This is a genomic window from Kribbella sp. NPDC056345 (assembly GCF_042262745.1).
GTDB lineage: Bacteria > Actinomycetota > Actinomycetes > Propionibacteriales > Kribbellaceae > Kribbella.
Map to the genome: position 1 here is coordinate 52899 of NZ_JBHJQQ010000009.1, position 24263 is coordinate 77161.

Below are 24263 nucleotides of genomic sequence, written 5' to 3' on the forward strand. Positions count from 1 at the left end.
TGCTACTGCGTCGCTTCGGACAGGCGGCCGCGGAACTCGCGGACGACGTCCTCGGAGCCGGTGAACCCGACGGCGTCGTCGCTCGTGCGGCCGAACAGCCAGAGATAGACGGCGCCCGGGTCGCCGAAGATCTCCGCGTCCGCGTCGCCCTCGGCGCCCTGCAGGACGGTGACGCTGGTGGCGTCGGCGCGGACGGTCCAGGATCGGCCCTCGGCGGTGATCCGGACGGTGGCGTCGATCGGGTGCTTGGTCCAGCTCTCGTCCCACCAGGGGCCACCGAGGCTCGGGAACAGCAGCTCGTCGATCCCGTCCAGGGCCAACTCGGCCGCGATCGGCGTGACCACGTCATGCGCCAGCTCGGCGTCGACCCGGTGCACGACAGTCTCCAGCGCCATCCGCCGGTACCAGAACCCCGACGTACTGTCCCTGGGGTTGAAGGTCCAGGTCTGCTGCGTGGTCCCGGCCTGCGTCAGCGCAGCCACGATTGCCAGGGCAGCCTCGTCGTACAGCTCGAGGGTGTCGCGCTCGTCGATCCCCTCCGGCGGCCAGGGTTTCGGTAAGGCGCCGAGTCTGAGCACCTCGACCTTGTGCAGGTACACCTGAGCGACATGACTGACGACGGTGTCGACCGTCCAGCCCGGGCAACTCGGCACCGGCGCGTCCAGGCCGAGCTCGGCGACCTCGCGCAGCCGGGCGGACTCGGTGGCGAGCTGATCCAGGTAGTACTCCGCTGACAATCCCATGCCCTTGACCCTTCCACAGGCCACCGACAGTTACTCTTCGGTTCATGGCGAGGAGACGGGCGTTGCCGTTCGATCCGATCGACGAGGCGTCGCGGCAGTGGGGACAGCGGTGGGGTGCGGTCGAGCAGATGCGGGCTGTCACGTCGTTGATGCGGGCCCAGCAGATCGTGATCGGCGAGCTCGACGACATCCTCCGCAAGCACGGGCTGACCTTCGCGCGGTTCGAGGCGCTGGTGCTGCTGACGTTCTCCCGGCGCGGGTCGCTGCCGCTGGGGAAGATGGGTGAGCGCCTGCAGGTGCACCCGACCTCGGTGACGTCGATCGTCCGCCGCCTGGAGGCGGCCGGCCTGGTGACGCGCACGCCACACCCGGACGACGGCCGCGCGGTGCTCTGTGAGATCACCCAGGACGGACGCGATCTCGTCGAGCGCGCGACCGCCGATCTGGTCGCCGCCGACTTCGCGCTGAAGGGCCTGACCGACGAGCAGCTGACGATGCTCTGGTCGGTCCTCGAGCCGCTCCGCCGGACCGCCGGCGACTTCAGCTAGGCGTTGTTCACGGAGTTGCCACGCCGCTGCGGTTGGAAATAGTTGGACGTCCAAGTATTTTGAGAGCATGGATGCCGAGGAGATCGCAGCCGGCCGCAGCCGGTGGCAGCAGCGGTACGACGCCGCCCGGAAGCGGGAGGCGGACTTCACCACGCTCTCCGGCACCGAGGTCGAGCCTGTGTACGGCCCGCCGGAGGGACACGACGACCCGCGGATGGAGCGGATCGGCTGGCCGGGCGAGTTCCCGTTCACCCGCGGTCTGCACGCGACCGGGTTCCGCGGCAAGCCGTGGACGATCCGGCAGTTCGCCGGGTTCGGTAACGCCGAGCAGACCAACGAGCGCTACAAGATGATCCTGAACGGCGGCGGTGGCGGCCTGTCCGTCGCCTTCGACATGCCGACGCTGATGGGCCGTGACTCCGACGATCCGAAGGCGCTCGGCGAGGTCGGCCACTGCGGCGTCGCGATCGATTCGGCCGTCGACATGGAGCGGCTGTTCAAGGACATTCCGCTGCAGGACGTCACGACCTCGATGACGATCTCCGGCCCCGCCGTACCGGCCTTCGTGATGTACCTGGTCGCCGCCGAGCGGCAGGGCGCGGACATCTCGAAGCTCAACGGGACCCTGCAGACCGACATCTTCAAGGAGTACATCGCGCAGAAGGAGTGGCTGTTCCCGCCGGAACCGCACCTGCGCCTGATCGGTGACCTGATGGAGTACTGCGCGGCCGGCATCCCGGCGTACAAGCCGCTCAGTGTCTCCGGCTACCACATCCGCGAGGCCGGATCGACGGCCGGCCAGGAGCTTGCGTACACGCTGGCCGACGGCTTCGGGTACGTCGAGCTCGGCCTCGACCGTGGTCTCGACGTCGACGTGTTCGCGCCCGGTCTGTCGTTCTTCTTCGACAGCCACCTGGACTTCTTCGAGGAGATCGCGAAGTTCCGCGCGAGCCGCCGGATCTGGGCCCGCTGGATGCGCGACGTCTACGGCGCCAAGACCGACAAGGCCCAGTGGCTGCGCTTCCACACCCAGACCGCAGGCGTTTCGCTGACGGCCCAGCAGCCGACCCTGAACGTCGTACGGACTGCTGTCGAGGCTCTTGCTGCCGTCCTCGGCGGCACGAACTCGCTGCACACCAACGCGCTCGACGAGACGCTGGCGCTGCCGACCGACCAGTCGGCCGAGATCGCGCTGCGCACGCAGTCGGTGCTGATGGAGGAGATCGGCGTCACGAATGTCGCCGACCCGCTCGGCGGCTCGTGGTACGTCGAGGCGCTCACCGACAAGATCGAGGCCGAGGCCGAGGAGATCTTCGCGCGGATCAAGGAGATGAGCCCGGACGGCACGATGACCGGGGGCATCCTGCGCGGGATCGAGGACGGCTGGTTCATGGCCGAGATCGCCGACGCGGCCTTCGAGTACCAGCAGAAACTCGAGAAGGGCGAGAAGAAGATCGTCGGCGTGAACACGCACACCGACACCGTTTCGGGCGGGCTGGAGATCCTCCGGGTCAGCCACGAGGTCGAGATCGAGCAGTGCCGGGTGCTCGCGGCGCGCAAGTCCGAGCGCGACGAGGACCTGGTACGGCGTACGCTGGCGGCTCTTGTCGAAGCGGCCAGGGGGACTGGCAACCTGATCGAGCCCATGCTGGAGGCGGCGCGTGCGGAGGCCACGATGGGGGAAATCTGTCACGTTCTTCGGGACGAGTGGGGCGAGTACCGAGAGCCCGCCCGCTTCTGACGAGGGACCGGCAGAGCCCAGCACTACTGCGCGGATCCAGGCGGCGGCCGGCCCACCCGATGGGCGGGCCGTCATCGTGTGTGGTTCGGACCGCACGATGCTGCGGGTTGTCACCGAGCTGGTGAGCTCGGGCGAGCAGGTGGTGGCGATCGTCAACCCGGCCTCGCGGCACTACGACCGGATCAGCGAGCTGGGCGCGCACGTGATGGGCGTCCGGGTGATCAGCGAGTCGTTGCTGCGCCGGGCCGGGATCGACGGGAAGGACGGGGTGCCGTCGACTGCGCGGGCCCTCGTGCTGCTGGACACCGACGACGTCCACAACGTGCACACCGCGCTGACCGTGCGCGACATGGATCCGGGGCTGCGGATCATTGTCCAGATGGTCAACCCGCGGCTGGGCAAGCAGTTGCACAGTCTGCTGGGCGACTGCGTGGTCATCTCCGGACCGTCGCTGGCCGCGCCCGCGTTCGTGGCGGATGCGCTGGAGGACGACGAGCTCACCTGGCTCGAGATCGGCGGCCGGCGGCTGGTCGCCGGCCAGGCCGAGCTGATCCGTGAGCCGCATCTGACCGTGCTGGCCGACACGACCTCGTCCGCAACGCCGGAGCTGCTGCCGATGGCGAGTGCCGATCCGAGCGGCGACATCGTGCTCGGGACCGGGATCAGGACCGTCTGGCGGACCCGCGACGTACGGCGGGCCGGGTGGCTGATGGCTCTGCGAGACGTGCTCGATCGCCGGGTCCGGCGGATCGCGGCCGTGATGGCGTTCCTGGTGATCATCGGAACTGTTCTCACGCACTACATCGGGAAGATGGACTGGCTGCGTGCTCTCTACCTGGTCGCCGGCGCAGTGACGTCGGCCGGGATCGAGGACGACAAGTTCTCCGAGGCGGCGCCCTGGGCGAAGGTCGCGGGCGTGCTCGTGCAGCTGACCGGCATCGTGCTGATGGCCTTGCTGACCGCGGTGATCGTCGACTCGCTGATCGGGGCGCGACTGACCCGGGTGATCGGTGGTGTCCGCGGCCGGCCGCGCAACCATGTGGTCGTCTGCGGCCTCGGTACGGTCGGCGCCCGGGTGCTGGAGATCCTGTCCGAGCGTGGGGTCGCGGTGGTCGGGGTCGAGCACGACGAGGACGCGCCCGGCGTACAGACTGCGCACCGGTTGCGGATCCCGGTCGTGATCGGGGACAGCAGCAACGAAGAGACGCTGCGATCGGCCGGTGTCCAGCGCGCGCAGTCGGTGCTGGCACTGACCGATGGCGACATCACCAATCTCGAGTCCGCGATGGTGGTCCGGGACCTGAACCCGGATGCCCGGATCACGATGCGGATGTTCGACCATGACCTGGCCCAGCGGGTCGAGCGGCGGCTCGGCCTCGGGCACAGCCGCTCGGTGTCGATGCTGGTCGCCCCGGCGATCGCGGCCGCGGCGGCGAACCGGCGCAGCCAGGTGACGGTGCCGGCCGGCCGGCGTGTCCTGCTGCTGACCGAAGTGGCGGTCGAGCCGGGTTCGGTCGCGGTCGACCGGCGGCTCGGTGAGCTGGACGAGGCAGGCGGTCTCCGGGTGCTGGCGCACAAGCGCGCAACCGACCCTTGGGACTGGACCCCGGCGTACGACGGACTGCTCCGTGGCGGCGATCGGATCGCGGTCGCAGGTACCCGGAGCGGGCTGGCTCGGCTACTCCTGGCTACCCGGGCGCCCAACGCTTGAGTAGCGTCGGAGAGGATAGACCTGTGAAGGTACGCGGTGGGCGCCCGATGGGCGCGAGCGGAATGCGAGGGCAGTGGTGAGTCAGTCCAACTTCTCCCGTCCCGGGGCGATCGATCTGTCGGCTCTGCGGAAGCCTGCAGGTGCGCCGGCCAGCGGCGCACCAGCTGCCGCTGGGGGTTCAGCCGGTGGGTCGTACGTGCTGAACGTCAGCGAGCCGACGTTCCAGAGCGACGTGATCGAGCGGTCCCTGCAGGTGCCGGTGGTGGTCGAGTTCTGGTCGCCGCGCGCGCCGGGTTCGGCCGAGCTCGGCCAGGTCCTGGTCAAGCTGTCGACCGAGTACGCCGGCAAGTTCGTGCTGGCCCGGATCGACATCGACGCGAACCCGCAGCTGGCTCAGGCAGTCGGTGTGCAGTCGGTGCCGCTGGTCATCGCCGTACTGCGTGGGCAGGTCGTGCCGCTGTTCCAGGGCCCGCTCGGCGAGGCCGAGGCCCGGCAGTACCTCGACCAGCTGCTCACCGTGGCCGTGGCGAACGGTGTCACCGGCCGGGCCGAGCCGGTCGGACCGGCCGCGGAGGCCCCGGCCGAGGCAGAGGAGGACGCTCCGAACCCGCGCTACGCGAAGGCGGAGGACGCGGTCGGCGCTGGTGACCTCGAGGGCGCGATCGCGGCGTACGAGGAGCTGATCAAGGAGACGCCGAACGACGCCGAGGCGAAGTCGGGTCTGGCCCGGGTTCAGCTGGTGAAGCGGACCCAGGAGGCGCCGGCCGACATCCGCACCCGCGCGGCCGACAACCCGGGTGACATCGAGGCGCAGATGCTGGTCGCCGATGTCGATCTGATGGGCGGTCACATCGAGGACGCCTTCAGCCGGTTGATCACCGTGATCCAGACGACCGCAGGGGACGAGCGCAACACCGTCCGCCTGCATCTGCTGGAGCTGTTCGACGTCGTCGGCGCCGAGGACGAGCGTGTCGGCAAGGCTCGGCGCCGGTTGATGGCTGCGCTGTTCTGAGCTCAGGGCGCTGAGTAGCCCAGTAGTTGTTCGGTGCGCTGGCCTTCGCAGGCGGAATCCCGGGAGATGAAGTGATCCCCGTTTCCCGGGATGTAGCAGCGGTAGATCGGCACCGCGCCCGGCGCGGACGACGTGAGCACGTAGCCGACCGGGCCGAGAGCGCGAAGGCCTTCGCATCCTGAATCGAGGGTCAGCAGGTTGTGCCCGCCGACCTGGCACTCGTACAACCGGGCAGTGCCTGGTGCGGGCTCGCGGAGCAACCTCCAGGTGCCTTCGGCCGCGAATCCGCTCGGCAGCAGCCGGGACGACGCCCAGTGGCCGCGGCTCGGATGGTAGCCGCGAGTCAATGTTGTGTAGGGCAACTTCTCGAAGCCGCAGCTGAGCTGCGGTGGGTTGAGGTCGTTGCGGTTGGCCAGAGCCCACGTCGACCAGGCCGGCTTGGCCGAGCCGTTGGTGTTGCGCAGGCCGAGGGCCAGCCCGGCCGCGGTCTCGTCGGGATGATCGACCAGCCGGTGGTAGACGAAGTTCACGATGCCCGGCGTACCGAGGACGTTGCGGAACACGTTGCAGACCGCAGCCGCCTGCTTGGCCGGCGAGGACGGCGACAGCGAGTTCACCCCGCTCTCGGTCAGCTGGACCTCCGTGGCTGCCGGGCTGTTCGGGAACTTCTGCTGCAACCAGCCGAGCAGGACGCCGACGTTGCCGTGGGTCACGTACGGGTAGTCGTCGGGGCCGACCACATCACTGCGCAGATCCTTGGCATAGGGGTGCGCCGCGACCCGCCAGGTGCGGGCGCCGACGCGGGCCGCGAGGCCTTGCAGGACTGACATTCCGGCCAGCGTGGGCTCGCTCGCGGCGGGGCGTTCGAGCTCGGTCCCGAACTGGTGGTCGATCGAGGTGAGTACCTTCGCCGCCGATTGCTCCGCGACGATCCGGTCGTACGCCGCGTTGTAGTTGCCGGCGATCTCGTCCAGCCACCGGTTCTTGTCGCAGGCCGTGCCCTGACCACAGCCGATGTCGAACCAGTTGTTGCTGTTCACCTCGTTGCCGATCACGAAATCCGCGATCCGGCCGTGACCGTGCTGGCCGTCGTACCGTTGCGCGATCATCCCGGCGAACCGGCCGAAGTCGGCGGGGTTGTTCGGCGTACAGAAGATCTCGAACCCAGGCGCGGCAGGGGAGCAGGGCTTGCCGGCCCGGGCCCAGGCGGGGGTGCCGTAGACGACCGAGGTGACGATCACGCCGCGGTCGGTCCAGTCCTTGATCGCCGCGTCGACGGCCGGGTCCACGGTGAAGCAGCGGCCGTCGTACTCCTGCTCTGCGGCTGAACAGGGCGCGGGTTTGCTGGTCTGCTCCCACGCGGCCCAGACCAGGTTCATCGCGACACCGCCGGTGTTGTTGCCGGCGATCTCCTGTGGGTTGGCCCAGAAGTCGGGCTGGATCGCCTTGATCCGGTACGCGTCGCGGGCGGGGTAGGGGAGACCCTGCGCTGCGTCCGCTACGGCTGGGGCCGCCGGTGCGCTGAGTGGTTGGGCGGCGAGCGCGGCGACGGTCACGAGGGCGATGGCGAGACGGCGAAGCTGCATGAGGTGACGATGGCGGCTGTGGGCGGTCCGCGTCGAGCCTTGCGATCTCAGCTGAAGTGAACTCTTGCAATCCCCGCCGTACTGGTCTGAGAATAATTCACATGAGTGTTGCTGCTGCCTCACCACCGCCGAGCCTCGAAGTGCGGATCCGGGGACTGCTGCCGGCACTCAGCCCGGCCCAGAGTCGGATCGCGGCCGAGGTACTGCGCGATCCGAGCGGCGTCGCGTCATCGACGATCGGTCAGCTCGCGGGCCGCTGCGGTACGTCGCTGCCAAGCGTGACTCGCTTCTGCCTCGCCCTCGGCCTGTCCGGGTACGCCGAGCTGCGGCTGAGCCTCGCTGCCGAGACCGGCCGCAGCAGCTTGAGCTGGGAGCGCGGTACCGGCGCCGAGGTCGGCCCCGACGACTCCCTCGACGATGTCCTGCGCACCCTGCTCCGCGCCGACACCCAAGCCCTCGAGGACACCGTCGCAGCCCTCGACGTGTCCGCACTCGGCCGCGCGGTGCAAGCAATCTCCGACGCCCGCCGCATCGACCTGTACGCCGTCTCCGGGTCAGCCGCGGTCGCCGAAGAACTGCGCCTCCGCCTGCACCGGATCGGCCGCGGCGCGAACAGCTGGAGCGACGTCCACAACGCCCTCACCAGCGCCGCCCTCCTCGGCCCCGGCGACGTCGCAGTCGGTGTCTCCCACAGCGGCGAAACCATCGAGGTGGTCGAACCCCTGACCCGAGCCGCCGCCCAAGGCGCCACCACCGTAGCCCTCACCAACTACCCCCGCTCCCCCCTCGCCCAGGCCGCCGACATCACCCTGGTCACCGCCGCCCGCGACATCACCTTCCGCTCCGGCGCCCTAGCCGGCCGCCACGCCCAGATGATCGTCCTGGACGCCCTCTACCTAGGCGTAGCCCAACGCGACTACCCCCTCTCCTCCCAAGCCTTCGACATCACCGCCGTCGCCGTCGCCACCCACCGCCTCCAGACAAGGTGATAGACCCCACCCGTGCACCTCTTTCGTGGCGCGAGTGGTGTTGCCCACTCGGCCGGCAGCTGGTTGCCCGCCGCGGGCATCTGACTCCCCCCGGTCTGGGGTGCCGCTCGCGATGGCCGACCCCGCCCCCCCCGCCCGCCCAGGTCCTGCCCATGCCCTTGCCGTTGACGAGCGGCCATCCGAGGATCCCCCAGCGACAGTCGGGCGTGAGCCAGGACTGGGGGGCTTTGAACAGGATGTGGTGGGCCGGGACAGGTTATTGCTTTGTTCAAAGCCCCCGCCGGTTGTTCAAGGCCACGGTTTGGGTCAGGTGACTCGGGCCGCCGTGGTGCGCAACGCGGCGCCGAACTCCTGGCCTGAGGGGCCGAGCGCGAACCAGTGTGACCTGCGGTTGCTTGCGCGAGGCGCGCCGCGGGATGGCGACGGTCACTTGCCTGCGGCGAGTCACCACCCACCGGGGCATGGGCGGGCAACACCACGGCGTCAGGAAGAGCGTGCACGGGTGGGGTTGACCACCTGCTCCGGCAAACCTCAGTCGGGGGTGGGTTCGCCGGTGTAGATGCCGGGGGCTCGGAAGCGGAGCGCGGGGGCGGCGTACTCCTCCAGGGCGTGGGCGGTCCAGCCGGTGATGCGGGCCAGGGCGAAGAGGGCTTCGCCGGCGTCGGGGCGGAGGTTGTGGGTGTGCATGACGGCGGCGAGCGCGAGGTCGCTGTTGGGGAAGGACTTGGTGCGGGTGGCGATGGTGCGGACGACCTGCATGATCGGCTCGTCGCCGAGCAGTTCGAACAAGACCTCGGCTCGGGGGTCGCGTTTGCGGTAGATCTTGTGGCCGAAGCCGGGGACTGGGGTGCCGGCGCGGAGGTTGTCGGACAGAGCGGCCAGGGGGTCGGTCTTCGCGCGCTGCAGGAACTCGTAGGCCAGCGTCGGCGCCGCGCCGTGGTACTGCCCGTCCAGGGCGCCGAGGCCCGCGGACACCACGGCGTACAGGTTGGCCCGGGCGCTTGCCGCCACACGTGCTGCCACGGTGGAGACGGCTAGGCCGTGGTCGGCGAGGAGGATGAGTACGGCGTCGATCAGCTCGGGACGTGGTGGTTGGGTGGACGGCTCGGTGGTGACGAGTTTGGGCCAGAGGCGGGTGCCGGGGGAGGCGTCTCGTGAGGTTGTGGGGCCGGGGAGGGCGGTGATGAGGGTGCCTAGGAGAGTGCGGGCTGCGGTGGTGATGGCGGCGGGCTGCAGGTCGAAGCGGAGCGGGTCCGCGGCGCCTAGCGCGGCAACAGCTACTCGGAGTTTGTCGGTGAGGCGCGCGGTGGGTGGGAGGACGTCCATGGCGGCTCGGGCCAGGTCCACCGAGGGGCGGTGGATTGGGAACGGTGGCTGTTCGATGAGTTCGCCGGTCCAGAGGAGGTGGGCGACTGACTCGGCCGAGGCGGAGGTTGCGAGGTCGCGGACGGAGCGGCCGCGGTAGTAGAGCTCGTCGCCGCTGAGCAGGGTGAGGGCGGACTCGGTCTCCTCGACGACGCCGGAGTGTTCTACCGATCGGCTCGCCAGCCGCTCGATATCGGCTGCTGCGAAGAGGCTGCCGCGGCGGCCGCGGGCGCGGACGCTGGTGAGCAGGCCGCGGCTGACGTAGGCGTAGACGGTCTCCGGTTTCACCCGGAGCCGACGGGCGACCTGGGCAGTGGTCAGGTAATTCTCGTCACCTTCGGCCGGCATCCACGCTCCATCATGCACTCATGTTGACTGGATCAACATTGACAATACTTGATTGCGAATCAACCCTGAACTCATGTCAACGACGATCAATGTTCCGCCCGGTCTCCGCAATGTCGTCGTCACCGAGACGACCCTCGGCGATGTCCGCGGTGACGAAGGGTTCTACCACTACCGGCAGTACTCGGCGGTCGACCTCGCCAAGTCGAAAACGCTGGAAGACGTCTGGTTCCTGCTCTTCGAGGGCCACCTGCCGAACGACGCCGAACGTGGCCAGTTCATCGCCGACCTCGCGCCGCTGCGGGTCCTGCCGGAGGAGGTCCGCGCAGTACTCCCCGCCATCGCCGCCGCCGGGCCTGTATTCAACCCCCTGGCCGGCCTCCGAACCGCCCTTTCCGTCCTCGCGGCCACCAAGAATCTGCCGCCGCTGTGGGATGCCGACCCGGCTCGCCGGAAAGCGGACGCGATGCTCGTCTGCGCGGCCACCCCGACCATCCTCGCTGCGCTCTACCGGCTCCGCGAAGGTCAGCAACCCCTCGACCCCCGCGCGGACCTGACCGCGGCTGCCAACTGGCTCTACCTGGTCACCGGCAAGGTGCCGACTGCCGTCGAAGCGTCCGCGATCGAGCACTACTTGATCGCCACCGTCGACCATGGATTCAATGCCTCAACGTTCACCGCCCGCGTCATCACGTCGACCGGCGCCGACCTGGTGTCGGCCGTCGCCGGAGCGATCGGCGCCTTCTCCGGCCCACTGCACGGCGGTGCTCCCGACCGCGCGCTGGCCAGCCTCGACGAGATCGGTACGCCGGACCGCATCGACGCCTGGGTCCGCGCGAAGGTCGAGGCCGGCGACCGCATCATGGGCTTCGGCCACGCCGTCTACCGCACCGAGGACCCCCGCTCGCTCATGCTGCGCGACATCGCCCGCGGCCCGCTCAGCCAAGGCCCCGGCGGCGACCTCGTCGATTTCGCCACCACGGTCGAGCAGCGGATCGTCGACGTACTGGCCGAGCTCAAGCCCGGCCGCAACCTCTACGCGAACGTCGAGTTCTACGCCGGCGTGGTGATGGAGCTCTGCGGCATCCCGCGCGCCATGTTCACCCCGACGTTCGCCGTCAGCCGGGTGATCGGCTGGTCCGCCAACATCCTCGAACAAGCCGCCGACCCCAAGATCATCCGCCCGAGTGCGCAGTACGTCGGCCCGCCGCCGCCTGCTCCCGTCGGGTGAACTTCAGTACGCCGTCCTCGATGGAACCGAAGCGGAACATCAGCAGGTCCCGCGGGTAGTTCTGGCGTAGCCGCCAGGGGCCGTTGGGGCCCTGGCGGGGGAGGATGCCGGCGGCTCGCTGGATGTAGCCCGAGGACAGGTCGACGACGGGGCGGCGGGGAGCGTCGTACTCGGTGGGGTCGATCTCCGGCAGGCAGATGTCGGTGCCGGTCTCGCGCAGGTGGTTGAGCAGGCGGGCGACGAACTGCGAGCTCAGGTCGGAGCGCAGCGTCCAGGAGTTGTTGGTGTAGCCGACGCACCAGGCCAGGTTGGGTACGCCGCTCAGCATCAGCCCCTTGTAGACGAAGGTCTCGCTGACCGGGACCGGCCGGCCGTCGACGGTGAGTTCGATCTTGCCGAGGGCAACCATCTTCAGTCCGGTCGCCGTGACCACGACGTCGGCCTCCAGCTCTGCGCCGGATTTGAGCAGCAGGCCGGTGGGTGTGAACCGCTCGATCTCGTCGGTCACCACCGAAGCAGTCCCCTTGCGCAATGCGCGGAACAGGTCGGAGTCCGGAACCAGGCAGAGCCGCTGGTCCCACGGCTTGTAGCGCGGCGTGAAGTGCGGGTCGACGGGGATCGATTCGGGCAGCTGCTTGGCCGCCATGCTGTTGAGCAGCCAGGCTGCGTGGGCGGGGAACTTGCGGAGCGCGTTGTAGGTCAGCGTGCTCATCGCGATGTTCTTCGTGCGGACCACGCGGTGCGCGAGCTTGTCCGGCAGCAGCCCGCGGACGCGATTGGCGAACGCATCGGAGGCCGGCCGGGAGGCGACGTAGCTCGGCGTGCGCTGCAGCATCGTGACGTGGGCCGCGGTGTCTGCCATCGCCGGGACGAGCGTGACGGCGGTCGCGCCGCTGCCGATGATCACCACGCGTTTGCCGGCGTAGTCCAGGTCCGCCGGCCAGTGCTGCGGATGCACCACGTCGCCCTGGAACTCAGCCTGCCCCGGGAAGTCGACGACGTACCCCTCCTCGTAGTCGTAGTACCCGGTGCACGAGTAGAGGAAGGAACACGTGTACGACGAGTCGTCCGTCTCGACCGTCCACTGCGCGGTCTCGGACGACCAGGAGGCGCGCAGGACGCGCTGCCCGAACCGGATGTGCTTGTCGATGCCGTACGCCGACGCCGTCTCGTTCACGTACTTCCGGATGTCGTGCCCGTCCGCGATCGCCTTCCCGTCCCACGAGTGGAAGGGGAAGCCGAGCGTGAACATGTCCGAGTCCGACCGGATCCCTGGGTAGCGGAACAGGTCCCACGTCCCGCCGATCGCGTCCCGGGACTCGAGGATCGCGTACGAGCGGTCCGGCGACTGGGTCTGCAGCCGGTAGGCCGCACCGACGCCGGACAGACCGGCACCGACGATCAGGACGTCGAAGTGCTCCATGCATTCCTCCTGGGCGGACGGCTTGTTGAGCAGCCACTCAACAGTAGCGCGAAAATCATCGTGCGGTGCTGTCGATTCCGTTCCGCGCCGAACGTCAGCAAGATGTCCAGTACGAAAGCCCGAGACTAGGGAGCCCGAGATGGCGCAGTACATGTTCCTGCTGTTCGACACCGAGGAGTGGTACGACAACGTCACGCCGGCGGATTGGCAGGAGGCGATGAAGCTGCACGGCGCGTTCAGCGAGGCGGTGGAGAAGGCCGGCGCCCGCATCCTCGGCGGCGAGGCGCTGGAGCGGTCCAGTACGGCGAGCACCGTGAAGCAGCGCGAGGGGTCGGAGCCACTGGTGACCGACGGTCCGTTCCTGGAGACCAAGGAGGCCCTCGGCGGCTTCTACATCATCGAGGCCCGTGATCTGGACCAGGCGCTCGAGCTGGCGAAGCTCTGCCCGGCCGGCAATGTCGAGGTCCGCCCGGTGATGGACACCTCCGCGGACAGCGGGCCGCAGGCCTGACCGCGCCGATGACCGAATCTCCCGATGTGCGGCTGGTCGTGGCCGCCGTCGAGCGCGCTCATCGGGAGAGTTGGTCGTCGGTTCTCGCCTCCGTGGTGCGGCTGACGCGGGATCTCGACCTGGCCGAGGACTGCACGCAGGACGCCTTCGTCCAGGCGCTGCGATCCTGGCCGGACGAGATCCCGGTCAATCCGGGTGGTTGGCTGACCACGGTCGCGCGACGGCTCGCCCTGGATCGGCTGCGACGCGAAACCACGCTGCGGCGGAAGCTGCCGCTGCTGATCGAAGAGCCGGGTGAGATCGAGCAGCCGACCGATCCGCTCCGGCTCGTCTTCACCTGCTGCCACCCGGCGCTGGCGCAGGAATCCCAGGTGGCGCTCACGCTGAGGCTGATCTGCGGTCTGACCACCCGTGAGGTGGCGGCCGGGCTGCTGATCAGCGAATCGACCGCCGCGGCCCGCATCACCCGGGCGAAGAAGAAGATCGCGGCCGCCGGTATTCCGTACCGGATCCCGGCCGACCACGAGTTGGCCGCGAGGCTGGACGCGGTCCTCACCGTCGTTCACCTCGTCTACACCGCCGGTCATGTCGCGGCCGGTCCCGAGCTGACCCGGACGGAGCTGACCGGCCGGGCGATCGAGCTCGCCCGGATGCTGCAAAGGCTGATGCCGGCCGAGACCGAGCCGGAGGCGTTACTCGGGCTCCTGCTGATGAACGAAGCCCGCGGTGACGCCCGGATGAGCGCCGACGGCGAGCTGGTGCTGCTCGCGGACCAGGATCGTTCGCGCTGGGACGTGAAGATGCTGGCCGAAGGGGTGTCGCGCGCGACTGCCGCGTTGCTGCACGGGCAGGGGCGCTTCGCCTTGCAGGCTGCGGTGGCCGGTCTGCATGTGACTGCACCGACGTGGGAGCGGACCGATTGGCGGCAGGTCGTCCGGATGTACGACGCGATGATGGTGAGCTGGCCGACGCCGATCGTCGCGCTGAACCGGGCCGCCGCCCGCAGCTTCGTCCCCGGCATCGACCTGTGCGAGGTGCTCGCCGAGCTGGATGCCCTGGGCAACGAACCGGCGCTGCGCACGTATGCCTACCTGCCCGCGGCCAGGGCCGACGTACTGGCTCGGTTGGGCAGGAGCGAGGCGGCGGCCGACGCGTACGGCGAGGCGTTGGCGCTCACCACGAACGAGGCCGAACGACGCTTCCTGCAAAGGCGGCGTGCCGAACTCAGCCAGTAGGGCCGGGGAACCACAGGGTGTCGGCCGTCCCGGCGTCCAGCCGGCCGCGGTACACGTCGATCTTGTGGTCGATCAGCTCGAGGTTCTCTTGCAGCTCGGCGAGTTTGGCGAGTACCTCGGCGCGGTGGGACTCCAGCAGCGCGAGGCGCTCCTTCTCGTTCCCGGCACCGGCCAGCACGAGATCGGCGTACTCGCGGATCGTCCGGATCGGCATCCCGGTCGACCGCAGCCGGGTGCACATCCCGATCCACCGCAGGTCGATCTCGCGGTACCGGCGGCGGCCGCCGGAGGTCCGGTCGACAGTGGTGATGACCAGGCCTGCACGTTCGTAGTACCGGAGGGTGTGCACGCTGACGCCGGTCCGCTCGGCCGCCTCCGCGATACTCACCCCGGCCTCGGGGATGGGGTCGGAGGAATGTTTGACTTCGAGCACGCTCTAAATCCTAGGTTCGAGCTATGAGAGTTTCAACGAGGCAGCGAGTCGTCCTCGCGATCTGCTGCGCGAGCATCATCGTCTCGCTGATGGACGTCTCGATCGTCAACGTGGCGCTGCCGTCCATCCACGGCGACCTCCGTACGTCGGTCAGCGGCCTGCAATGGACTGTCGACGCGTACACCCTGGTGCTCGCCGTCCTGCTCCCGCTCGCGGGTTCCACCGCGGACCGGATCGGCCGGCGCCGGGTGTTCCAGGTCGGCCTGATCGTCTTCGGTCTCGGTTCGCTGGCCTGCAGCCTGGCGCCCGGTATCGGCTGGCTGATCGCGGCCCGCGCCGTCCAGGCGGTCGGCGGCACCATGCTGAATCCGGTCGCGATGGCGATCGTCGTCACCACCTTCCCCGACCGGCGCGAGCGCGCGAAGGCGATCGGGATCTTCGGCTCGATGTCCGGTCTCGCCCTCGCACTGGGTCCGATTCTCGGCGGTGCGCTGGTCGACAGCTGGGGCTGGCGGTCGATCTTCTGGGTCAACCTGCCGATCGTCGTGATCGCAGTCCTCTGCACCCAGCTGTTCGTCCCCGAGACCCGCGCCGACCGCGCCCGCCGGTTCGACCCGGTCGGTCAGCTTCTCCTGATGCTCACGCTCGGCAGCCTGGTCTTTGCGATCATCGAAAAAGTCCCCTGGTTCCTGGTCCTCACGGCACTGGCCGCGACGAGCCTGATCGCGTATGAACGTCGGCGTACCGAACCATTACTCGAGCTGCGCCTGTTCCGCAGCATCCGCTTCAGCTCCGCGCTGGTGATCGCGTTGGTCGCCTACGTCGGTTTCGGCGCCTACCTCTTCGTCACAACCCTCTACCTGCAGAACGTGCGCGACCTTCCCGCACTGGCCGCTGGGCTGTCGCTGTTGCCGATCGGCGTCGCGATCCTCCTCGTCGCCCCGTACGCCGGACGCCTGGTCGCCGCGCGCGGTCCACGCCTGCCGCTCGTGATTGCCGGTACGGCGTTCGTCGTCAGCGTGCTCGCCTCGTTCGCCCTAGGCACCACGACCCCGCTGCCGGTCGTCCTCGCCATCTACCTGGTGTTCGGCATCTTCGTCGGCATGATCAACCCGCCCCTCGTCAACACCGCCGTCTCCGAGATGCCCACCGACATGGCCGGCCTCGCCGCGTCGATCATCTCCACCGGCCGCCAGGTCGGTATCAGCCTCGGCGTCGCGCTCGCCGGGACCGTAATTGCCTCGACCGCTCTGGTCCGCTGAGGCAGAGTGCACACCTATGGAGTTGATCGGGCAAGGTATGGAAGGTGCCGTCTACGACCTGGGTGACGGCTTGGTCCGCAAGGAATGGTTCGAGCGGCGGCCCGACGACGTGCGGCTGATGCAGGCCTTCCTCGACGAGATCCCCGAGCTGCCGTTCCGGACGCCGCGGATCCGCACGGTCGATGCCGCGGACAACGGCCTGGCCGTGAGTGTCGAGGACAAGCTGACCGGTACGCCGCTGCCGTCGGCCGAGGTGGCCGAGGTGGCCGAGAACGATGCCCTCGCCGCGTTCGTCGGAATCGTCGAAGCACTCGGTACGACGACGGCTGGTCCGGCGAGCAAGCAGTTGTTCGTGCTGAACGAACCGTTCTGGCTTCCCGGACTGTCCTGGGGCGAATCGCTGGCTGCGCTGGTCCGCCGCCGAGCCGAGGCGTCGTACCGGCATTTCGACCGCGATGTCGCGGACTTCCCGGCGCTGCTCGACCACGTCACCAGCCGCCTGGCGTCCATCGAGCTGGAGAAGCTGAGCATCGTGCACGGCGACATCTGCCCACCCAACCTGTTGATGGACGGCCCGCGTCCCTCCGCGCTGCTGGACTGGGGTTTCTACTCGACCGCCGGCGACAACACCCTCGACGCCGCCCTCGCCGCCGGCTTCTTCGACATGTACGGCCCCGACGCGCGCCGTCTGGACACGCTGCTACTCGACCGCTTCGAGGCCCTCGGCCACGACCGCCAACGGATGTACCTCTATCGCCAGGCCTACGCGATCACCACCGCCACCATCTACGACCCCGAAGCAGGCGACGGCCACTACGCGTGGTGCGTCGCCGACCTCAACCGCCTGCCTTGGTGAGGCGCTGAATCACCGGCGTAGCCAGCAAGGGCATCGCGGCGCACTCAGCGCCCTCCGTTGCCTGGGAGCTGGACAACTGGAGGAGGACCACCTCCTTGGTGTTGGTGCTGGACTCCACCGCACTGCGGTACAAGACCTCGAGCTGGCAGCCGGGCGGCACGCCAGGAGGGTTCTTCAGCGACCGCGCGATGACCTCGTGACCAGCGATGACGTAGGAGTCTTCACGGGTGAAGACGGGGAGCTCCCATGAGCCCCGGACGAACTCGATCGCGAAATGCGCCGTGCCCGTGGCGCTCCGAGGGGTGGCGCCCCAGATACAGACCTGACCGTTGAAGCCTCGGTACCGGACGGACTTGTCGATGTCGCTCACCTTGTCGACGACGGACTGGCCGTCGAGCGCGCAGGCATCCAGGTGGGCCAACGAGCCGGCCGGAGCGTTGAGAGGTGCCAGGCCGCCGGCGACGAGCTTGCCGATCACTTGATCGATCACACGGTCGGAGAGGTTGCACAGTGCCGTCATGTCCACGGGGCTGCTGGTCGCCGAAACCCTGACGACGGCGGAGTCGGTCACCAGGACCTCGCGGAAGCAGGCGTCTTCGCCAGGGCGCGAAACCCCCTTGACCGGGATGCCGGATCGCGATGCCAGGTCGACAGCTCCCGGCGAAAGGCCCGGCTCGAAACTGACCGACATCAGGACCTTGCCCACCACCAGGCTGCACTGGGTGAACTCACGTCCGGCCGCGAATCCGGCATCGGTTCCCAAGGCCCGGGCGTCGAACAGAGCGCACGGATCAGCGCGTTCGAGCTGTTCCTGGGTGACCTTGAACGGCGGGCCGGGTGGCGGTGCGGCGGTCGTGTCCGCAGTGCAGCCCAGGGGAACGGCCAGCACCAGGACGCCACAGACCAACGCCACCGTCTTTCGCATGGGCCCATCGTCGCTGCGATCGTCTCGTGCGAGGGCGCGCTGGCAACAATCGGCCAGCGCTAGATCGGCAGGCCGTTGCTCAGGTTGTGCAGCTCGGAGGGTTTGCTCAGGACCAGCGGGAGGCGGCGGGCGTTCAACGGGGACACGAGGCCGGTCAGGGCTTCGGGGGAGTGCCATGACAGGGCCAGGATTTCGTGGCCGTCGGGGTGCAGGGTTTCCAGCAGGGAGGGGTCGTGGATGCCGCCGTCGTACAGGATCTCGACGGCGTCGCCCCAGCCTTCCCAGCGGGGGAGCCAGTCGATGGCGAGGATGCCGAGCAGGGGGAGGGCGATGCCGAGCTCCTCCTCCATCTCGCGGGAGGCGCCGGTGGCTGGGTCTTCGTCGGGCTCGACGACGCCACCGGGGAGTTCGAGGTCCTGTTTGTAGCTGACCTGGCAGAGCAGGACGCGGCCGGTGGTGTCCTGGACGACGACGTGTGCGATCACGCGCTTCTTCGGCAGGGTGGAGTCCATCAGGGTCGTCCAGCCGAGCACGGAATCGGGGCGCGGGTCGTCGCTGCGCATGCCGTACACGACCACGTCGCGGCGCTCGCCGTCGACGAGGGCCGCACCGCGCAGCAGACCTTCGCGCCGGAAACCGGATCGGATCGCGACCCGCATGGACGAGTGCAGCGACGGGTCGACGTCGATCTGCAACCGGTCCAGACCGAGCTCACCGAACGCGTACTCCGACACCAGGCGGACGCTGGAAATAGCGACACCGAGACCGCCGTCCAGCGCCCACACGACCAGACCGGCACCCGGCGAAGTCCGCCGTACCTCCACTGTGCCGAGCGGGGTTCCGTTCTCGACGTCGAAGGTCACCACGTGCGCGTCCTGGGCAGCCAGGTGCAGGGTCAGGTCACCATCGGTCAGCGGTTGTACGGCGGTCACTCCACGAACGCTACCCGTCGTACCGCAAGTACACGGTGGCCAGGGGCGGAACGGACAGCTCGGTGCTCGTCGTCATCCCGTGCCACTCGGGGCCGTCGGCCGTGACCGCACCGAAGTTGCCGACCCCGGAACCGCCGTAGTTACCGGCGTCGGTGTTGATGACCTCGGACCACCGACCGGCGTACGGGAGGCCGAGGCGGTAGCCGTGGTGCGGGACCGCGGAGAAGTTCGCGATACAGGCGATCGTCGGCTCACCCTCGTCGCCGAAGCGGACGAACGAGAAGATGTTGTTCCCGGCGTCGTTGGCGTCGATCCAGCTGAACTTCTCCGGCGCGTGATCCGTCCGCCACAACGCCGGCGTACCGGTGTAGACGCCGTTCAGGTCGCGGACGAGGTCCTGCAGACCGCGGTGGTTCTCGTGGTCCAGCAGCCACCAGTCGAGCTCGCCCTTCTCGGACCACTCCGACTCCTGACCGAACTCACAACCCATGAACAGCAACTGCTTGCCCGGGTGGGCCCACATCATCGCCAGGTAGGCGCGCAGATTCGCCAGTTGCTGCCAGCGGTCGCCCGGCATCTTGCGCAGCAGCGAGCCCTTGCCGTGCACGACCTCGTCGTGGGACAGCGGGAGGACGAAGTTCTCCGAGTAGGCGTACATCATCGAGAACGTCAGCTCGTGGTGGTGGTACTGGCGATGCACCGGCTCGTGCTCCAGGTAGCGGAGCGAGTCGTTCATCCAGCCCATGTTCCACTTGAAGCCGAAGCCGAGCCCGCCGAGATGGGTGTCGCGGGTGACACCCGGCCAGGACGTCGACTCCTCGGCGACCGTGATCACACCGGGAACGCGCTTGTAGAGCGTCGCGTTCATCTCCTGGAGGAACGACACCGCCTCCAGGTTCTCGCGGCCGCCGTACTGGTTGGGGACCCACTGGCCCTCTTGGCGCGAGTAGTCCAGGTAGAGCATCGAGGCGACCGCGTCCACGCGCAGGCCGTCGATGTGGAACTCCTCGGCCCAGTAGATCGCGTTCGCGACCAGGAAGTTGCGCACCTGCGGCCGGCCGAAGTCGAAGACCAGCGTGCCCCAGTCGGGCTGCTCGCCGCGGCGCGGATCCGGGTGCTCGTACAGCGGGGTCCCGTCGAAGCGGGCCAGCGCCCACGCGTCCTTCGGGAAGTGCGCCGGGACCCAGTCGACCAGTACGCCGATCCCTGCCTGGTGCAGCTTGTCGACCAGGAACCGGAAGTCGTCCGGGTCGCCGAACCGCGAGGTCGGCGCGAAGTACGACGTCACCTGGTAACCCCAGGAACCGCCGAACGGATGCTCCATCACCGGCATGAACTCGACGTGGGTGAAGCCCATGTCGTTGACATAGGCAACAAGCTCGTCGGCCAGCTCGCGGTACGTCTTCCCCTTGCGCCACGAACCGAGGTGCACCTCGTAGACGCTCATCGGCTCGGCGTACGCACTCGAGGCGGCCCGGCGCTCGATCCAGGCGGCGTCCTCCCACTCGTACGACGTCTCGTGCACCACCGACGCGTTGGCCGGCGGAACCTCGGCGAGATTCGCCATCGGGTCGGCCTTCTGCCGCCAGACCCCGTCCCGGCCGCAGATGTCGAACTTGTACCGCGTGCCCGGGCCGATGCCCGGCACGAACAGCTCCCACACACCGGAGCCGCCCAGCGACCGCAGCGGATGCGCACGGCCGTCCCAGAAGTTGAAGTCGGCGGTCAGCCGGACACCTTGGGCGTTGGGAGCCCACACGGCGAACGACGTCCCGGTCACAGCACCCGTAGGACCGTCGTACCGGCGAACGTGCGCACCGAGCACGGTCCACAGCTGCTCATGCCGGCCCTCGCCGATCAGATGCAGATCGACCTCACCGAGCGACGGCAGATACCGGTACGGATCATCCACCTCGACCGCGGGCCCATCGGTGTAGCTGACCTCGAGCCGGTAATCCGGAACCTTGTCGGTATCCAGCACCCCGACCCAGATCCCGTCGTGCTCATGCCGCAGTGGCAGCCGCTTCCCGTCGTACAGGACCGTGACGGAGCTCGCGAACGGCCGCAGCACCCGCACCGTGACGCCATGCTCGCCAAGATGCGGCCCGAGCACCTGATGCGCATCGTGGTACGTCCCACCAACCACTCGCTCCAGCACAGTCCGGTCCACCGGAACCGCTGTCACCACAGGCTCCTCAACCGCAACCACCGGCTGCTCCATGGCTTCGCGCTCACTCGATCCCATGCACCCCATCCTGCCCGATAGCCAACACATTCACTGCACCCCGTACCCGACAAGCCGCGACCTACACGATGAAGATTCCTGCCGGCCTGCTGGAACACCGTGAAAACGAACCATGCTGAGGCTCCCAAGCTCGAACGGCTCCGCTGATCTGGGCGTGCTCAGCCCAGGCGTGCGGGAAGCCTGCCTGGCCGACTACATCCTGTTCTTCGTGCGACAGCGCGGCGGTTGCGGCGAATCTACTGCGCTAGCGCGGCGCGGACTTCGGTTAGGCGGGTGGCGTAGCGGGGCCAGGCGAAGCCGGTGCGGGTGTAGGCGAGGGAGGTCTCGTTGACCAGTTGGGTGGTGCGGGGGCGGTCGCCTTGGGCCAGGGCCAGGGCGGCGGCTACGGCTCGGGCTGCTAGCCAGGAGGTGCTTTGGGCGGGGGCTTCGGCGAAGACGGCGTCCAGGAGGGCTGCGGCCTCGTCCAGCTCGCCTTGGCGGACCAGGACGTCGGCTAGGTCGATGTAGGCGTGGCTGACGCCGCTGTCGTCGGCGAGGGCGTATTCGACGGCGGAACGGAGATGTTTCTCGGCTTCGTCGAGGTCGTTGCGGGCTGCGGCGGCGAGGCCGCGGATGACGTCGTTCAGGGGGAGGATCTGGCGGTCGTCGAGGCGGCGGGCGTAGTGGTCCGATTCGGCGGCTGCCTTGAGCGCCTCGTCCCAGCGGTCGAGACCGACCAGGGCGCCGGCGAGATTGCTCAGCCCACGCGACAGTCCGTGCTCGTCGCCGAACTCACGGTCGGCCACGATGCAGGTCTCGTAACACTCGAGTGCACGCTCGGATTGGCCTGCATACACGTACAACGTGCCAAGAGCATCGGTGAACGCCGACAGGCGGCGCTCGTGCTCGCCGGAGGAGCGCGCAAGTGCCTGCCCGGTCAGTAGTGGGGTGAACGCGTCCAGCAGTCGGCCGCGCTCGATCTCGACGATGCTGCGGTAGTACAGCGCGGTCAGCGTCAACGTGTCGTCGTCCTGCAACGGCGCGAGCCGCTCGGCCTCGGTCAGCAGCTCCGCGGCCCGGTCGAACTGACCGCGCATCGTCAGCACGAAACCGTGGTTGCACAACGCGGTCAGCCGCTCGGACGTGGTCGCGCCCGGCGCATCGGTCAACGCGTCGAAGTGCCGCGCGGCCTCGGCGTACCAGCCTCGGATCAGCCACGGGGTGTGCATGACGAGGGCCAACCGCAGACCGGCCGCGGCGCGCTCCGTCCCGGCGGCACGATCGAGTACGTCGAGCAGATTCGGCCACTCGGCGAAGACCTCGTTCAGGGCTTCGGCGTTGGCGAAGTCGTCGCTGTTCTGGCCCGCGGCCTGCACGTAGCTCATGGCCCAGTCGAGCTCAGCGCTCCGTGCAGTCTCGGTCTCGCCGGCCTCTTCCAGCTTCGTCAGTGCGTAGTCCCGCACGGTCTCCAGCAAGCGGAAGCGTCGCCCGTTGACGGCCTCGACTGTCAGCAGGCTCCGGTCCGCCAACTCGGTCAGCGCCGGCGCGACATCCCGCGGATCGAGCGCGACCTGCTCGGCCGCCTCAAGGGTGAAACCACCAGCGAAGACCGCAACCCGGCGCAGCACCGCACGCTCGGTGTCCCCGAGCAGCTGGTGGCTCCAGTCCAGTGCCGCGACCAGACTGGTATGACGGGCCTGCGAATCCCGCCCGCCGGCCACGAGCAGCCGCATCCGATCCGTCAATCGCTTCGCCAGTTGCGGGACAGTCAGAGTGCGAGTGAGACCCGCAGCCAGCTCGATCCCGAGCGGGAACCGGTCGACCGCCGTACAGATCGCGGCGACCTGCTCGGGATCGGCGCCCTGGGCATCGATCGCGCAGCGCTCGGTGAACAGTTGTGCGGCCGCCAACGCATCCATCGGACGCATCGGCCGGACCTCCTCGGCCTCCAGCTGCAACGGCCGCTGCGAAGTCACCAGGACAGTCAGCCCAGGCGCCCGCCGTACCAAGGCGGCCACGATGTCCGCGACCTGCTCGACCACATGCTCGGCGTTGTCGATCACGAGCACCGAGCCGTCGAGCGCCGACGCGGCCGACGCGAGTGGATCATGCCCGCTCGCCTCTTCCCCCGCGATCGCCTCCAGTACGGCGCCTTCGCGCTGCAGCGGGGCCAGCTCGACCAAACGAACCGGGCGATTGGCCACCGTCCGGACCGCCTCGAACGACAGCCGGGACTTGCCGCTCCCGGGACCACCGACCAGCGTGACGACACCGGGTCGCGTGATCCGGTCGATCAGCCAGGCCAGCTCCTCCTGCCGGCCGACGAAGCTGGTCAGCGGCGACGGCAAATCGGCGACCGCACCAGCAGGTGCCGTGGGCGCGGTGCGGGTGGCTGCACTCGGCGCCGGTGATTCAGATGCTGTAGGCAACAAAGTCGGGTCCTGCCGGAGCAGCCGTAGCTCCATCGCTGCGGTGTCCGGGGCCGGATCCACGCCGAGCTCGTCGGCCAGCCGGTTGCGCAGCTTGGACATCCGGCTGAGCGCATCCGCCTGGCGCCCGGTCCGGTAGAGCGCGAGCGCCAGCAGGCACCACAGCCGCTCGTGCAACGGATTCTCCGCAGCAAGTGCCTCGAGCTCACGAGCTGCCTCGGCCGCATGACCGAGTGACAACTCCGCATCGAGCATCTCCACCTGCAGAGTCAGCTTCCACGCATCGAGTTGCTCGCCCTCGGCAACGGCGTACGGGATCGTGCGCAGGTCGGCGAGCGACGGGCCACGCCACAGCTCGAGTGCCTGCTGCGCGGCCGTGCTGATGCCGAGGTGATCACCGGCCCGTACGGCGGCATGCATCCGCTCGGCGGCTGCCCGGGCCTCCGTCAGGTCGCTGAGGTCAGCGGCCAGCGCATAGCCACCGTTCACCCGGGTCAACGAATCGGGGGAGTCGATCGCCGCCCGCAGCCGGGACGCGAGCACCCGCAGCCGCTCGGTCGGCCGGGCCAGATCGACGTCACCCCAGAGATCCGCGGCCAGCCGATGATCCGGAACCGACATCCCACCGGCCAAGGCGAGCCGCACCAGCAACGCCCGCTCCAGCGGCCGGTCAACCGCGACAGCCCTGCCCCCGAGCCGGACAGCCAGAGGCCCGAGCACGAGCACCTCTAGCGGTGGAGCGGTGGGCATACCCGCAAGTAT

At 68.8% G+C, this 24263-nt stretch carries 19 protein-coding genes; 10 read left to right on the forward strand and 9 right to left on the reverse strand.

The features are described from left to right. Nucleotides 1-2 precede the first annotated feature (2 nt). A complete protein-coding gene (locus tag ACFCV3_RS29290; RefSeq protein WP_376035246.1) occupies nucleotides 3-743 on the reverse strand; it encodes a maleylpyruvate isomerase family mycothiol-dependent enzyme in 741 nt (246 codons plus the stop codon). A gap of 44 nt (nucleotides 744-787) precedes the next feature. On the opposite strand from ACFCV3_RS29290, the gene ACFCV3_RS29295 reads away from it, so the two are divergent. The 4 genes from ACFCV3_RS29295 to ACFCV3_RS29310 all read left to right on the forward strand — a co-directional run bounded on the left by ACFCV3_RS29295 (nucleotide 788) and on the right by ACFCV3_RS29310 (nucleotide 5755). Continuing rightward, entirely contained in the window at nucleotides 788-1291 is a 504-nt protein-coding gene (locus tag ACFCV3_RS29295) for a MarR family winged helix-turn-helix transcriptional regulator (RefSeq protein ID WP_376035247.1), read from the forward strand. 67 nt (nucleotides 1292-1358) lie between these two features. After that, a complete protein-coding gene (locus ACFCV3_RS29300; protein ID WP_376035249.1) occupies nucleotides 1359-3032 on the forward strand; it encodes a methylmalonyl-CoA mutase in 1674 nt (557 codons plus the stop codon). Next, nucleotides 2953-4743 (forward strand): NAD-binding protein, encoded by a 1791-nt coding sequence (locus ACFCV3_RS29305; protein WP_376035251.1) that lies wholly within the window; start codon nucleotides 2953-2955, stop codon nucleotides 4741-4743. The genes ACFCV3_RS29300 and ACFCV3_RS29305 overlap by 80 nt, the downstream gene beginning before the upstream one ends. A 76-nt stretch (nucleotides 4744-4819) precedes the next feature. Continuing rightward, entirely contained in the window at nucleotides 4820-5755 is a 936-nt protein-coding gene (locus ACFCV3_RS29310; protein WP_376035253.1) for a co-chaperone YbbN, read from the forward strand. A 2-nt stretch (nucleotides 5756-5757) separates the two neighbouring features. Here the strand turns inward: ACFCV3_RS29310 and ACFCV3_RS29315 are convergent, their stop codons facing one another. Beyond that, nucleotides 5758-7341 (reverse strand): DUF5722 domain-containing protein, encoded by a 1584-nt coding sequence (locus ACFCV3_RS29315; RefSeq protein ID WP_376035255.1) that lies wholly within the window; start codon nucleotides 7339-7341, stop codon nucleotides 5758-5760. A gap of 101 nt (nucleotides 7342-7442) precedes the next feature. On the opposite strand from ACFCV3_RS29315, the gene ACFCV3_RS29320 reads away from it, so the two are divergent. Continuing rightward, entirely contained in the window at nucleotides 7443-8330 is an 888-nt protein-coding gene (locus ACFCV3_RS29320; protein ID WP_376035257.1) for a MurR/RpiR family transcriptional regulator, read from the forward strand. 531 nt (nucleotides 8331-8861) lie between these two features. Here ACFCV3_RS29320 and ACFCV3_RS29325 read toward each other — a convergent pair. After that, nucleotides 8862-10043, reverse strand: a complete 1182-nt coding sequence (locus ACFCV3_RS29325) for a citrate/2-methylcitrate synthase (protein WP_376035259.1) — start codon at nucleotides 10041-10043, stop codon at nucleotides 8862-8864. Between the two features lie 73 nt (nucleotides 10044-10116). On the opposite strand from ACFCV3_RS29325, the gene ACFCV3_RS29330 reads away from it, so the two are divergent. After that, nucleotides 10117-11271: a citrate/2-methylcitrate synthase gene (locus ACFCV3_RS29330; RefSeq protein ID WP_376035261.1), complete on the forward strand. Its 1155-nt coding sequence runs from the start codon at nucleotides 10117-10119 to the stop codon at nucleotides 11269-11271. Here ACFCV3_RS29330 and ACFCV3_RS29335 read toward each other — a convergent pair. Further along, entirely contained in the window at nucleotides 11216-12694 is a 1479-nt protein-coding gene (locus ACFCV3_RS29335) for a flavin-containing monooxygenase (RefSeq protein WP_376035263.1), read from the reverse strand. The genes ACFCV3_RS29330 and ACFCV3_RS29335 overlap by 56 nt on opposite strands. 139 nt (nucleotides 12695-12833) lie before the next feature. Between ACFCV3_RS29335 and ACFCV3_RS29340 the strand changes: the two genes are divergently transcribed. Both ACFCV3_RS29340 and ACFCV3_RS29345 read left to right on the forward strand, forming a co-directional pair. Next, nucleotides 12834-13205: a YciI family protein gene (locus ACFCV3_RS29340; protein ID WP_376035265.1), complete on the forward strand. Its 372-nt coding sequence runs from the start codon at nucleotides 12834-12836 to the stop codon at nucleotides 13203-13205. Nucleotides 13206-13213: 8 nt separating this feature from the next. Further along, nucleotides 13214-14440, forward strand: coding sequence for an RNA polymerase sigma factor (locus tag ACFCV3_RS29345; protein WP_376035267.1), 1227 nt, complete (start codon nucleotides 13214-13216; stop codon nucleotides 14438-14440). Here the strand turns inward: ACFCV3_RS29345 and ACFCV3_RS29350 are convergent. Next, nucleotides 14430-14873, reverse strand: coding sequence for a MerR family transcriptional regulator (locus tag ACFCV3_RS29350; protein ID WP_376035269.1), 444 nt, complete (start codon nucleotides 14871-14873; stop codon nucleotides 14430-14432). The two genes, ACFCV3_RS29345 and ACFCV3_RS29350, sit on opposite strands and share 11 nt — an antisense overlap. Before the next feature lie 23 nt (nucleotides 14874-14896). On the opposite strand from ACFCV3_RS29350, the gene ACFCV3_RS29355 reads away from it, so the two are divergent. Both ACFCV3_RS29355 and ACFCV3_RS29360 read left to right on the forward strand, forming a co-directional pair. Beyond that, nucleotides 14897-16135, forward strand: a complete 1239-nt coding sequence (locus tag ACFCV3_RS29355; protein ID WP_376035271.1) for an MFS transporter — start codon at nucleotides 14897-14899, stop codon at nucleotides 16133-16135. Between the two features lie 16 nt (nucleotides 16136-16151). Beyond that, nucleotides 16152-16991, forward strand: coding sequence for a phosphotransferase family protein (locus tag ACFCV3_RS29360; RefSeq protein ID WP_376035273.1), 840 nt, complete (start codon nucleotides 16152-16154; stop codon nucleotides 16989-16991). Here the strand turns inward: ACFCV3_RS29360 and ACFCV3_RS29365 are convergent. The 4 genes from ACFCV3_RS29365 to ACFCV3_RS29380 form a co-directional block, all read right to left on the reverse strand. After that, nucleotides 16972-17916: a hypothetical protein gene (locus ACFCV3_RS29365; protein ID WP_376035275.1), complete on the reverse strand. Its 945-nt coding sequence runs from the start codon at nucleotides 17914-17916 to the stop codon at nucleotides 16972-16974. The genes ACFCV3_RS29360 and ACFCV3_RS29365 overlap by 20 nt on opposite strands. 59 nt (nucleotides 17917-17975) lie before the next feature. Further along, nucleotides 17976-18848 (reverse strand): GNAT family N-acetyltransferase, encoded by an 873-nt coding sequence (locus tag ACFCV3_RS29370; protein ID WP_376035277.1) that lies wholly within the window; start codon nucleotides 18846-18848, stop codon nucleotides 17976-17978. Between the two features lie 10 nt (nucleotides 18849-18858). Next, nucleotides 18859-21093 (reverse strand): 1,4-alpha-glucan branching protein GlgB, encoded by a 2235-nt coding sequence (glgB, locus tag ACFCV3_RS29375; RefSeq protein ID WP_376035279.1) that lies wholly within the window; start codon nucleotides 21091-21093, stop codon nucleotides 18859-18861. 236 nt (nucleotides 21094-21329) lie between these two features. Continuing rightward, nucleotides 21330-24251 carry a BTAD domain-containing putative transcriptional regulator gene (locus ACFCV3_RS29380; RefSeq protein ID WP_376035281.1) on the reverse strand — a complete coding sequence of 974 codons (2922 nt, stop codon included), beginning with the start codon at nucleotides 24249-24251 and terminating at the stop codon, nucleotides 21330-21332. Nucleotides 24252-24263: the final 12 nt, after the last annotated feature.